At 35.6% G+C, this 12,004-nt stretch carries 12 protein-coding genes and 1 riboswitch; of the genes, 6 read left to right on the top strand and 6 right to left on the bottom strand.

Annotation, left to right across the window (positions count from 1 at the left end):
* Window positions 1-151: 151 nt before the first annotated feature.
* The 3 genes from QRN68_RS26555 to QRN68_RS26545 all read right to left on the bottom strand — a co-directional run bounded on the left by QRN68_RS26555 (window position 152) and on the right by QRN68_RS26545 (window position 2,918).
* On the bottom strand, window positions 152-922 hold the full coding sequence (locus tag QRN68_RS26555; protein ID WP_285400441.1) for a hypothetical protein: 771 nt from the start codon (window positions 920-922) through the stop codon (window positions 152-154).
* Window positions 923-1,199: 277 nt separating this feature from the next.
* Window positions 1,200-1,859, bottom strand: a complete 660-nt coding sequence (locus QRN68_RS26550) for a precorrin-3B methylase (RefSeq protein WP_285400440.1) — start codon at window positions 1,857-1,859, stop codon at window positions 1,200-1,202.
* 57 nt (window positions 1,860-1,916) lie between these two features.
* Complete coding sequence (locus tag QRN68_RS26545) at window positions 1,917-2,918, bottom strand: ABC transporter substrate-binding protein (RefSeq protein ID WP_285400439.1); 1,002 nt, start codon at window positions 2,916-2,918, stop codon at window positions 1,917-1,919.
* 179 nt (window positions 2,919-3,097) lie between these two features.
* Window positions 3,098-3,284, bottom strand: a riboswitch (cobalamin riboswitch).
* 191 nt (window positions 3,285-3,475) lie between these two features.
* Between QRN68_RS26545 and QRN68_RS26540 the strand changes: the two genes are divergently transcribed.
* Both QRN68_RS26540 and QRN68_RS26535 read left to right on the top strand, forming a co-directional pair.
* Complete coding sequence (locus tag QRN68_RS26540) at window positions 3,476-5,416, top strand: elongation factor G (protein ID WP_285400438.1); 1,941 nt, start codon at window positions 3,476-3,478, stop codon at window positions 5,414-5,416.
* Window positions 5,417-6,584: 1,168 nt separating this feature from the next.
* Complete coding sequence (locus tag QRN68_RS26535) at window positions 6,585-7,034, top strand: NUDIX hydrolase (RefSeq protein ID WP_285400436.1); 450 nt, start codon at window positions 6,585-6,587, stop codon at window positions 7,032-7,034.
* A 95-nt stretch (window positions 7,035-7,129) separates the two neighbouring features.
* Here QRN68_RS26535 and QRN68_RS26530 read toward each other — a convergent pair whose 3' ends face one another.
* Together QRN68_RS26530 and QRN68_RS26525 are read right to left on the bottom strand one after the other, a co-directional pair.
* Complete coding sequence (locus QRN68_RS26530; protein WP_285400435.1) at window positions 7,130-7,309, bottom strand: hypothetical protein; 180 nt, start codon at window positions 7,307-7,309, stop codon at window positions 7,130-7,132.
* Window positions 7,309-7,461: a hypothetical protein gene (locus QRN68_RS26525; RefSeq protein ID WP_285400434.1), complete on the bottom strand. Its 153-nt coding sequence runs from the start codon at window positions 7,459-7,461 to the stop codon at window positions 7,309-7,311. Before QRN68_RS26525 ends, QRN68_RS26530 begins: the two co-directional genes overlap by 1 nt.
* A gap of 120 nt (window positions 7,462-7,581) precedes the next feature.
* On the opposite strand from QRN68_RS26525, the gene QRN68_RS26520 reads away from it, so the two are divergent.
* From QRN68_RS26520 to QRN68_RS26510, 3 genes are all read left to right on the top strand, one after another.
* A complete protein-coding gene (locus tag QRN68_RS26520; RefSeq protein WP_285400422.1) occupies window positions 7,582-8,052 on the top strand; it encodes a hypothetical protein in 471 nt (156 codons plus the stop codon).
* Between the two features lie 123 nt (window positions 8,053-8,175).
* Window positions 8,176-8,301 (top strand): hypothetical protein, encoded by a 126-nt coding sequence (locus tag QRN68_RS26515; protein WP_285400420.1) that lies wholly within the window; start codon window positions 8,176-8,178, stop codon window positions 8,299-8,301.
* A 210-nt stretch (window positions 8,302-8,511) separates the two neighbouring features.
* Entirely contained in the window at window positions 8,512-8,952 is a 441-nt protein-coding gene (locus QRN68_RS26510; protein WP_285400419.1) for a hypothetical protein, read from the top strand.
* A gap of 217 nt (window positions 8,953-9,169) precedes the next feature.
* Here QRN68_RS26510 and QRN68_RS26505 read toward each other — a convergent pair whose 3' ends face one another.
* Entirely contained in the window at window positions 9,170-10,636 is a 1,467-nt protein-coding gene (locus QRN68_RS26505) for an amidase family protein (protein WP_285400418.1), read from the bottom strand.
* Window positions 10,637-11,546: 910 nt separating this feature from the next.
* Between QRN68_RS26505 and QRN68_RS26500 the strand changes: the two genes are divergently transcribed.
* The gene (locus QRN68_RS26500) at window positions 11,547-11,930 is read left to right on the top strand and encodes a DUF4181 domain-containing protein (RefSeq protein WP_285400442.1); all 384 of its coding nucleotides are present in this window, start codon (window positions 11,547-11,549) and stop codon (window positions 11,928-11,930) included.
* Window positions 11,931-12,004: the final 74 nt, after the last annotated feature.

Raw genomic sequence — 12,004 nt, 5'->3', positions numbered from 1 at the left:
AAAAACCCTTTCATCGATCAATAATAAACCTATTTTTTCCTAATCAACACGCCTAATGTGAAATCTTTAAACTTGCTTTTAAAATATACTAATGTCCTAGCCTCTTTAAATAGATCGTTCATTTAATATAGTTGTATACAATTCTAATCTATCACTTCTCTCCTGCTTGCTTTAATATTTCTACTGGAAACCAGCTAACTTTCGAATCCGATTCATTCTTTACATATAGATAACCATTAATTTCAGTACCTAGCGATGAAAAAACAGTTCCCTTTAAATACATTCTTTTATCCCAATCTACAACGTATCCCTTTACTGGACTAAGTTGCGCTCGTGTATCCTCTGTTAGCTCATAACGCACGCCTTCTTTTCTTTTTATCGTTTCAGCTATTTTAATATCTGTACCTTGATATTCTACACAACTTTCTCCTACCTCTATATCAGCAGAACAATAAGAAAATACTTGTCCGTCATTTAAGAAAGAAATTTTGACCGCTTCTTTACTGACCTCATCATCTTTATGATAATAGTTTCCATAACGTTTAAAATCACTAATATGGTCACGATTAATATTAATATAAGTTGGATCGTTATAGAATGATGCACGAATTTTTATCGGTACTTCTTTAAATACTACTAAATCAGTTGCTTGTACCCGATATTGCCCCATCTGGTAGAATGTTTTGCCATCATATTTTTCAATGTCATACGTTTTAAAGAAGTTATTTCGCTTAACCACTAACGAATCAAACGTACCATTTGGATTTCTCTTATATACCTTGATGTCTTTTTTAAAGGTCATTTTTCCTGTTTGTCCTTTTACAACTTCGGCTCCATCATGCATCACTTTCGCATTTGATATTGTTGGATTAACTACTGCTAATACGAATGCTGCTAGTAACACAGTAAAAAATTTTTTCATTATTTTCCCCCCTCGCTCTTTATTATTCTCTTAAATCCAAACATAATTACTTAATAATGTAAATTAATTTACGTAATATTCCATTGTAAAACGAAGGGCTCATCACCTTAACGTGTGGTTGACTTCCGTTCCCTCTATGCGCTTTCCTGCGTGCCTTCAGTCGAAACGGAAGTCAACCTATATACAGGCATACATTCTTAACAAATGTCATCTACAATTTTTGGTGATAGTCATACAAAAGGATGTTTAAATGCAGCGTGTTTTCTCATCACCTTTTTTACATTTCCCAATAATCAGCCGAATTTGTTCTGCGGTAAAATTTATAAAAGGGTTCATTCGGGCGAGCATGTTCCTTATAGAGGCTAATAATTTGCTTTAAAAAACCTTCAATATGCTCAACTCCTACCCTTTTCGCAAACAGAGTACCCGCTTGAGCATTTACACCCATTGGTACTGCCCCTAAATAGACATCAAAGCTATCTTTTTGATAGACGAGCCCAATATCATCATACACCGCATTATAGCAGGCCGAGGCACAGCCATTTACGTTTATACGTAATCTTGTAGGTACAGATATTCCTTCTAATGAATGATATAGCTGTTCAGTAATCGGTGCCGCCTCCATCTTATCTCCATCGCAAAAATCACAGGCCTTCATCGCCACAATCGGTCCTTGCTTTGCCACATACAGGCCAGCGTCTTCTAGTTCCTCAATCGTATCTTCTACATCTTCTGTTGGAATTGATAGTAATATGCTATACGAGGCAGAGTATTTGATAGCACCAGTCTTCCCTACAACCTTTGCAATTGTTTGGAATTGTGCAGGAGTATAATGCTTATTTATAATACCGGGGCTTACTGCAAGACGAGTAAAATCGCCATTGTTATTTAACTTTTCAAAGGTTTTGTCCGGTATATTCGTATGGAATGCATTCATTGTTTAACGCTCCTTATAAAAAAAGGGGCTAGCGTTTTGCTAACCCCAAATTTTTTTCTAGTTTTCAAAGCTCTCAGGATAGAAGCCCTTAGCTAATATTTGAATAGCTTCTGCAGCACGAACCCCTTCTGACGCAGCAGAAAGTGGTAAGATTACAAAACGTTCATTTTTAACTGCTTCCATTTCTTTCAACGCTGGATCATGTTTTAAGAATTTTATTTTTTCTTCCGCCGTTTTTTCTCCGTAATCAACGACAACAACGACTTCTGGATTACGCTCTACTGCATCTTCTTTTGATACCGTAGTCCATCCTGATTCCACATCACCAAAAATATTTTTACCGCCAGCAATCGTCACAAGCTCATTCATAAAGTTTTGTCCAGTGGTTAAGACATCTTTATCACCACTGTCATAAACTAAAACGCGTAGACCTTTCTTATCTTGTGGTAATTTCGCACGAACTGCGTCTACATCCTTCGTCATTTGTTCAATTAAAGCTTCTCCGCGATCCTCGACACGAAAAATTTTTGCGATATTTCGTATATCTGTGAAAATATCTTTTAAAGTTGGTTTCGTCATATTTGAGGCTGTATGTAAATAAGTGTGTATCCCTAATGCCTCAAGCTCTTCCTGTGTACCAACACCTTTCTCCCCAAAGGCGCTTTTCCAACCTCCGTATATAAAGTCTGCTTCTGCATCAATAACCTGTTCCTTTGAAGGATACTGTTTAGCTAACACCGGCACTTTATCGTATGCAGCTTGTAGGGGCTCATAAATTTTGTCATCTAAGTACGCTGTCCCTACCATTGAATCTTCTAAGCCTAACGCTAACATAATTTCTGTTACATGCTGATTTAAGCTAATCGCTTTTTTTGGTGCTTCCTTATATATTTGTGTTGTTCCATTATTTTCAATCGTAATTTCTGTCGTTTCAGCTTGGGAAGGCTCTACCTTCTCACCTTGTGCTGCTGATTCTGGTTTGTCCTTTGTATTACACGCGCCAAGTATAGCGATTAACGCAATCGCAAAGACAAGCCACAAGCTTTTCCATTTCTTCATGTCCTCTTCTCCTTTGCTGTTAACTATATAGAAAGAAATCTTTTGACTCCTTTGCTACCTGAATGACACTCGCTGATTTAAGTTAAAAAGGGCATAAAAAAATCCCCTTGTTTCCAAGAGGTTAGCATAGTGAAAGAAAGGTTCTTCAACCTATTCACTATCCCCATCCTCGTGGTTTAAGTAAAAAATACACATTGGCAGGTATCCTGGCTTAGGTTCATCATCTATACACCTTCCCATAGCATGGCTACAGTGGTATCTCGTATAGACTCCCCATTTACAGTTGCGGGACAGCATCGGATTCGCACCGATTTCCCTTTTAAGCAAATAATAAAAGTCATTTGCACCAATAAGTCGTTATATTTTTTTGTTGTCAATGATATTGATAAACTAGCAAAAGAAATTTTTGGTCGCAATCTCACAAAAAATCCATAAAATCATAATCATGAATATATTAGCACTATTTCGACATAAATACTAACTATTTTACACGAAATCTTTTTCTAGTAATTCTGTTACAATGGTGAAAGATGAAAAATAGAAACGAGGATTTTTTTATGCATGTAACAATTGGTGTACTCGCTCACGTTGATGCAGGAAAAACTACATTTTCTGAGCAGTTACTATTTCATACAAAAAGTATTCAAGCCCGCGGACGAGTGGATCACCAGGATACATTTCTAGATAATCATGAGCTAGAGCGTCAGCGAGGTATTACAATTTTTGCAGAGCAAGGTCGTATGACGATTGGAAATGATACATATACGTTAATTGATACACCTGGGCACGTCGATTTTTCACCAGAAATGGAACGTGCTATTCGTGTTATGGATTATGCCATCATTGTTATAAGTGCCGTCGAAGGAGTGCAGGGTCATACCGAAACAGTGTGGCAACTTTTACGCCAATATCACGTCCCAACCTTCTTCTTTATCAACAAAATAGATCGTCAAGGTGCAAATGTAGAAGCCGTTATGACACAGCTTCAAAAGGATTGCTCTGAGGATGTTTTATTAATGGACGAACCGCTCCGTTCTGATTATGTTTCCAATCACATTATGGAGTGGCTTGCTGAACGTGATGAACAGCTTCTCGATGCTTTTCTTAATGAAACTTTGGATAGCTTTAGCTCCCTGACTCATTTGCAGGCGATGATTAAACAAGAAAAGGCCTTTTTATGTTTTACTGGCTCTGCTTTAAAAGATACTGGGATACAGGAATTACTAGCACAGCTCCCCCTACTTACAGAGACACATTTTAACGATAATGCAGCGTTTCAAGGTGAAGTCTTTAAAATTCGTCATGATGGACATCAACGCTTAACATTTTTAAAGGCATTACAAGGAACGTTGCACGTGCGGGATGAATTTTCGTTTGGAGATATGACAGAAAAAGTGACGGAGATTCGACTATATAATGGCAGCCGTTATGAAACTGTGCAGGAAGTTAAAGCTGGGGATATTTTTGCAGTCAAAGGGATTAGTCAAGCAAACATCGGCGATATCATTGGTCGTTCAAGCAACCCGCAGCCCTACGAGTTAGTACCAACGTTGCAGGCAAAAGTACAATATGAAGGCGATCAGCATATTAAAGAAGTTTTAAAAATTTTTCGCATGCTTGAAGCAGAGGAACCATCATTACGTGTACTATGGCATGAAAAATTCCAAGAAATTCATGTACATATTATGGGTGTCATCCAGCTCGAGGTTCTTGTCGAAGTACTCAACAACCGCTTCTCACTAAACGTTTCATTTGGCGAACCACAGATTTTATATATGGAATCAATTGCGACAACTGTAACAGGCTACGGTCATTTTGAACCATTAAAGCATTATGCGGAAGTACATTTATTGATGGAGCCAAATACACGTGGTACTGGCAATACATTTGTCAATGCATGCCATGCGGACGATTTATCGGTTGGGCACCAACGACTCATTGAAAAGCATTTATTCGAGCGCGATCATCATGGGCTGTTAACAGGTTTTCCCGTGACAGATATTCGCTTCACGCTTTTAACAGGACGTGCACATATTAAACATACTGAAGGTGGCGATTTCCGCGAGGCAACATTCCGTGCATTACGGCAAGGTCTTGAGCAAGCAGAAAATATATTACTAGAGCCCTATTACCGCTTTAAGCTCAAAGCCCCTAGTGATTTTATCGGCCGCATGATGACCGATATTCAGCAAGCTTCAGGTACATTTGCCGCACCTATCCTAACCGAAAATGATGCCATTTTAACTGGCCGTGCCCCTGTCGCAACATTTATGAGCTATAGCACAACCTTTGCCGCCTACACCAACGGAAAGGGCGTACTCTCCCTGCAATTTGATGGTTATGATACGTGCCATAATACGGAAGAGGTTATCACGCAAATCGGCTACGATAAAAATGCTGATCCTGAATATACATCCTCCAGTATTTTTTGTGCAAAAGGCAAGGGCTACTCAGTTCCATGGGAAGAAGCTGAGGCAGCGATGCATTGCATTAAATAATTCACATTAAAAAAACAGGACGTGATTGTTAGATCATTGTCCTGTTTTTTAGCGAGGATTTTATGTTAGCGTGTGGTTATTTGCTTTGGTTCCGCGGGTATTTCCCTGGTACGCGCGGGTATTCGCTCTGATTTCGCGGGTATTTCTCTGGTACGCGCGGGTATTCGCTCTGGTTCCGCGGGTATTTCCCTAGTACGCGCGGGTATTTGCTTTGGCTTCGCGGGTATTCGCCCTGATTTCGCGGATATTCTCCTGGTACGCGTGGGTACATCCTGTGTCAGTGATTCCTCTACTCCCCTATCAATGATCACAGTCTCTAAGCTCCCTCTAAGCGCTTCTTTAAATCTACACATCTACTTTTCCTCTATCATCAATTATTCTGCTATGTTACAATTTTTAACGAAACATTTTCAGTAAAATAAGTGAAGGACAGGAATTTTCAAGGATGTTTAAAATTTATTGGAAATGAATTTTTATTATATACATATCAATGTTACATGACTTTATCCTAAATCTTCTCAGTTGTTTTATAGGCTTCATGCTATTTATAACGTACGAAAATATCTTTAAAGTAGTCACTTAAAAAGAGATAGTAAAGGGGTGGATTCATATCGCAAAGTTTATTGATGACTTGGCCGGTGCAGTATACGATGTTATAAAGGTTGTATTAAAATGCCTGGGGTACTTAATTGCTGGTATGTTAATAGTTGCAATGCCAATTTACCTAATTGTGTGGGTAATTGGATTATTCCAGTGACTTTTATAGTCATAATTTCAAAAGTTTTTAACAAACGGGGAGCTTTAATTCAATAAGTATAGGACTTGTATGTATGATTGAATCTCATATATGCAAGTCCTTTTGTTATGCTTTAACACTTTCACACAATACGCTCCCTTAGTTCCACACATAGCAATCATAGACTACCTTCTTCTAAATCATTCTCAATCCTCACAGGCTTTGTAAGAGGCTCTAGGAGATCGCAATAGTTACTTATGTAGGCTATCTCAAAGTTGAAACTATTTAGATCTCATCGTCTCGCCAGCTGTAAAGATTAATCTTCTTCAATACACATTTACCATTTATCTACCAACAAAAATTTTGATATGTTATGATTCTTTACAGATAGAATTTTTCACTTTGTTAAGAAAAGAACAATTGGAGGAAACAATGAATTATATAAAATCTTTACGACAATATGTTGGAACAAGTCCTATTATTGCACCAGGTTCCGCAATCATTGTTTTGAACGAAAAGAATGAAATACTTTTGCAATTACGTTCAGATACAAATGATTGGGGGCTTCCAGGTGGTGGAATGGAAATTGGAGATAGTTTTGAAGAAACTGCTCAAAAAGAGTTGTATGAGGAAACAGGCTTAATCGCCCAAGAATTGAAATTGCTTGGCTTAGCTTCAGGGAGAGAGTTATATTATAAATTTCCACATGGGGATGAAATTTATAATGCTACGGCAATTTTTAAAGCAATTGCTGTAAAAGGCATTATTACACAAAATGAGGAAAGTAAAAATTTAGAATATTTCCCTTTGGACAAACTCCCAAATTTAAATTATACGACATTGAAATTACTAGAAAAGGTTGGTTATATTTCAACTAATTAGATATGGGGCTATAATCAATCACTCCTTACCCCGCTTCACACAGCAATTAAGAGGCTTGTGCGTAAAATTACACACAGAGCCTTTTCGTTATGCATTCATAAAAGCTCCCATAGCTTCATAAATGGCTCTAGCAATGAAATTAGATAGCTTGTGTGAATGATTCTTAGTAAACATACAGCAAAGCCCCATGAATCAATCGTTTCTCTTTGAATTGTTTCCTTGCATTCTTTGATAATCTTGTAGCAAAAACTCTTTTTCAGTCCTAAGATCCCCATTAATTATACACTCCTGACAATTCTTTCGATTTCCAGGCAATGATAGTTAGCTTTAAGTCTTCTCGTTGTTGCTTTGTCAACGAGTTAAGGTTTAATTGCGTTCTGCCTAAATGTTTCCCCTGTGCTTTGGCAACCGCAAGAAGTTGTAGCATTTTCTTGCGCTCGTATTCAGCTCCATAAGCCACCAGGAAAGGAATTGGCCTACCATTAGTTACAGCATGCAACCATGTAAAAAGGCATTCGTCTTTAAATCGAGGTGATTTTGTGAAAAAATGGTTACGTTTTTTGTAGCAATTGGATTATTGTTTTCAGGGTGTACTTTACTAATTAATAGCCTACTCCCAAATGAATATGAAGTACTCGAAAGTAATTGGGACATTTATTTACCTAAAGCAGATGAGAAAAAAAATTTACTAACAACAGACGCTAGTTTTCAAGGTGATGGGGAATGGTTTGCATTATTCGATTATTCAAAACCGATTGATTTTAGTAATACAGGCTTAATAAAACTTACTTCCAATGAAATATCTGATGCAAATAATAAAATAGCGCAATTCATAAAAAAAACAATTGATATTCGTCAAAATTCTAAAGAAATTGTTGATATTTTTAATCAATATGATGTTGAAGCAGAAGTTGGGGACTATTATTACTATGGTGAACACCATAATGGAAATGATTTCATTATTTTATTATATAAATCCGAATTACATCAGTTATATAAATATGAATGGCACCAATAATGAAACTACCTTTCAACAATAACCCATCACACAACAACCATAGGGCTTGTGCATAAAATTACACACAAGTCCTATTTTTATATTAACCGCTCCTGTAGCAAATAATTAGAAAACCTTGTGTAAATGAATCCCCTACTTCATTCTAAACGCGCACAGGTGCTACTGTCACTTGCAACAATTGCAGATGCGAATTTACCATTAAACTACCAACTAATGCTCTGCTATGTTATGATTCCTTTGTGGATATAATTTACAGTGTGTTAAGTAAAGGGAATAACGCGGAGTAATTATGAACCTTAAAGGTGTATTGATTTATATGTTTTTTGCATAGGAACTTCCTTGGTTTAGGCTTACGCAAACTTAGAATGTTAATTGCTACGAGAAGTAAGTAAACGTACGCAGTTTTCAGTATTTCAATTCAATCGTGAAATAATGCTAAGAAAGGTTTGACTAAAAATTATGAAAACAAGAGACTATTTTTTAATTCCTGTTTTTTTGGTTGCTGTGTTAGCCATTATTATTAGTTTACTAATGGGCGTTCAATATGTAGCTAGTCTTGTTCTAGATTTTAAATTCACAAGCATATATAGCTCGATTTTTTTATCAATTGGAATCATCATTGGTTTTATTCTTTTAATACCAATAAGCATTGTATTAGAATCATTTGCCCTCCATATAGGTATGAAAAATAAGGGAATCTATTTTTTGATTCAAATTATTCAATTTACCTTGTTTCTCTTTTATATGGATTTAATGGTATCTAATTTTTTACTTGTACAATTTAGTGATATTGCTAATAAATTCATCTACTTCACTATTACCTATGGATTCGTTTATATATTTGCAAAAATAGGTGATTTGATAAAAAAATCTGATGAAGCGATTCAACAAGTGCAATAAAAGGTGCAATTTTGTATCTTTCAACTCCCGAAACAGGAATGAACAACATATCCATCAAAATAGGACTTGTGCGTATGATTTAACTCATGTGCACAAGTCCTTTTGTTTTTCCCCCACAATCGCTTTGCATATCAGTGAATACTACTTCCTAAAAAGACGTGTTCGTTTGGAAATTTCAAGCTCGTTTTTCTAGTTTTATAACCTACTAAGGAATATATTACAACCTCGGCGCTTTTCGGAAGTTAGTTGCTTGTTCAAATGCAAATGCGAGTTTTATTAGAACATCCTCACTAAATGCAGTTCCTGCGAAAGTTATGCCAAACGGTCTGCCATTATCCATATACCCTGCTGGAACGGCAATAGAGGGATAACCAGCTTTTGCACTAATTGTTGAACCTATATATGATGGAAAGATAATCGCATCTAATTCATATTTTTTTAATGTAAAATCAATTCCTTGATCTTGAGCAAAATACAAATCTTCTATTTTTGCATGTAAATATTCAGGATTTCTTAAAGTATTTGATAAACTCTCTCTCAATTCCAATTTATCTTGGCCATATTTCAAACACTTTTCTTTGGAACGTTCGTTGAATTGAATTAGCTCAGAGATAGAATGTACAGGCAAATGAGATGGTAGATTTATAAGGAAATTATCTAAACTATGTTTTAATTCATATCGCCCCACACCCCATTTCCAATCTCTATGAAAAGAAGGGATTTCGATATCTTCAATAATAATGGCTCCTTGCTCTCTTAAAACCTGAATTGCATTATTAAAAAGTGTTTCATCATACTCCTCTGACTCATAGTACTCTTTTAAGGCGTAATTATACACACCAATTCTAGCACCATTCAAACCTGTAGCATCTAAAAATTTTGTATAATCTTGGTGTATTTTTCTTTCACTTTTATATGTAGCAACGTCATCTTGATCTACTCCTGTTAATACGCCCAATAAAATAGCTGCATCTGTCACTGTTCTTGCAAATGGTCCAGCTGTGTCTTGAGAATATGTAAATGGAATAATGCCTCGTCGGCTAATTAGTCCAACAGTCGGTTTTATGCCGACTACTGAATTTAGAGTAGCAGGACTTAGAATCGATGCGTCTGTCTCCGTTCCAATTGATAAAACAGAAAAATTCGATGCTACTGCGACTGCGGATCCAGAACTAGATCCACCCACAAAAAGATCTGGATCACCATAAGGATTTAGTGTTTGCCCACCACGAGAACTATACCCCGCCCACATCGTACTCGACATTGCGTTTGCGAATTCAGTCATATTTGTTTTCCCTAAAATAACTGCCCCTGCTTCGCGTAGCTTTTTTACTAAAAACGCATCCTGCTTCGCTAGATAATTTTCTAATGCCATAGCACCTGCACTAGTATGCATAAAATCTTTCGTTTCAATATTGTCTTTTAAAACAACCGGAATTCCGTGTAAAGGCCCTCTTGCACCTTTAGTTACTCTTTCTTCATCTAACGCTTCAGCAATAAATATCGCTTCAGGATTAATTTCAAGCATAGAATTAATTTTTCGTCCATCTTGATCATATTTAGCGATTCTGTGCAAATAATACATCGTTAATTCTTTAGATGTTATTTCTCCCTGTTCCATAGCTACTTGAATATCTTGTACTGACAATTCTTCTCTGAAAAAGCTATTAAAATTTATCCCCATTGAAAATTCCTCACATTACCATTTTAAAAATATTATAACAAAAATAACAGATTAAAAAACATATAATAATGTTCCAAATAATTACATTAACCAAAAAAAATTCATATTTGGCTTATAAAAATTAAAAATATGATTAAACCAACAATACCAATAATAGAACTAGTTTTTACTTGTGCAATTTCTTTCTCGGTAACATCTCCTTTAAAATTTTTGCGTTTCTGCCCTTCAATTGCATCCTTATTTTTAAAATATCGAAATAGCGTTACTTGTCCGTTTAAAATTGCTTTCTCTGGTTTGAAGAATTGCCAAATAAATATTGCATATAAAGGACTAAATAATACGATAAATGTTAATATTTACACCCCCTCCCTTAAATACTTTTCGGCTCAATTTTCTTTAATCCTATGTTTATTCTATTCTATAAATACTCCTAAACACCTTGTATGTTTCGAATCCTTTCTTTGGAGATTCCACCTAATATTTTTGCATAAATCGGTCATTTCAATTTGTTTCAGATTATCCAATTAACTACCAAATCATTATCTACTGTGCTACACTTTCTTTACAGATAAAATTTTCAGTTAGTTTTTAGAAAAAGACGGGATGTGGATCATAAAAGATGCTTTTGGAGTGTCTTAATGTGCATATATCGCGTGACTTTATATATTAAATATTTTCAAAAAGTCAGTCAAGCAAGAAGAATGCATAAATAATCTGGAGCTATTATCCTAGCAATAACACATTAATCTAAGGCATATACATCTGAATTCAAGTTACACATGTCATTGTAACTAGCTTAGACATAACCTATTTTTAGGGGAATATTCCCCATTAATAGAGAAGGTTTGAGAGGTGACTGAAATTGAATAATATTAATATCGAACTAGGAACTTTAGTACTTTTTCTAGTTGTGCAACTTTTAATAATTAGTATTTTTGAATTTGTAATTAGAAAGTTGCTAGGTGTTGAGAGAAAGAAATGGTTTTCTTATGATTACATTAATGAAAGACATAAAAAACTAGATAGGTTTGTACGAATAATGTATATGATTCTAATAGTAATCAGTTCGTATTATATGAGTAATAATGATACTGTTGGAATTGCTTTCTATTTTAAGCCATGGTTTATCATTATTGCCTTTTTAGTATCCTCTGAAATGTTACGAGCATTTATGGAATGGAAATACGCGGAAAATAAAAAAGATGTTGTTGCTACTATTGCAGAAATGATGTTTATGATTAGCATAATATTAATTACGATAAAAACTGATTTTTTCGGCTTATTTAATAGTTAATTCAAGCGTGTTGATTAGGAAAAATAGGTTTATTATTGATCGATGAAAGGGTTTTTCTTGTTGCTATTTTGTGT

The organism is Lysinibacillus sp. fls2-241-R2A-57 (assembly GCF_030209535.1).
In the GTDB taxonomy this organism is placed as follows: Bacteria; Bacillota; Bacilli; order Bacillales_A; family Planococcaceae; genus Lysinibacillus.
This window is presented reverse-complemented; position numbering and strand designations above follow the sequence as displayed.

Coding starts and splice junctions, on each gene's coding strand:
- QRN68_RS26555 (WP_285400441.1), bottom strand. CDS start 922: ATGAAAAAATTTTTTACTGTGTTACTAGCAGCATTCGTATTAGCAGTA.
- QRN68_RS26550 (WP_285400440.1), bottom strand. CDS start 1,859: ATGAATGCATTCCATACGAATATACCGGACAAAACCTTTGAAAAGTTA.
- QRN68_RS26545 (WP_285400439.1), bottom strand. CDS start 2,918: ATGAAGAAATGGAAAAGCTTGTGGCTTGTCTTTGCGATTGCGTTAATC.
- QRN68_RS26540 (WP_285400438.1), top strand. CDS start 3,476: ATGCATGTAACAATTGGTGTACTCGCTCACGTTGATGCAGGAAAAACT.
- QRN68_RS26535 (WP_285400436.1), top strand. CDS start 6,585: ATGAATTATATAAAATCTTTACGACAATATGTTGGAACAAGTCCTATT.
- QRN68_RS26530 (WP_285400435.1), bottom strand. CDS start 7,309: ATGGGGATCTTAGGACTGAAAAAGAGTTTTTGCTACAAGATTATCAAA.
- QRN68_RS26525 (WP_285400434.1), bottom strand. CDS start 7,461: ATGCTACAACTTCTTGCGGTTGCCAAAGCACAGGGGAAACATTTAGGC.
- QRN68_RS26520 (WP_285400422.1), top strand. CDS start 7,582: ATGGTTACGTTTTTTGTAGCAATTGGATTATTGTTTTCAGGGTGTACT.
- QRN68_RS26515 (WP_285400420.1), top strand. CDS start 8,176: ATGAATCCCCTACTTCATTCTAAACGCGCACAGGTGCTACTGTCACTT.
- QRN68_RS26510 (WP_285400419.1), top strand. CDS start 8,512: ATGAAAACAAGAGACTATTTTTTAATTCCTGTTTTTTTGGTTGCTGTG.
- QRN68_RS26505 (WP_285400418.1), bottom strand. CDS start 10,636: ATGGGGATAAATTTTAATAGCTTTTTCAGAGAAGAATTGTCAGTACAA.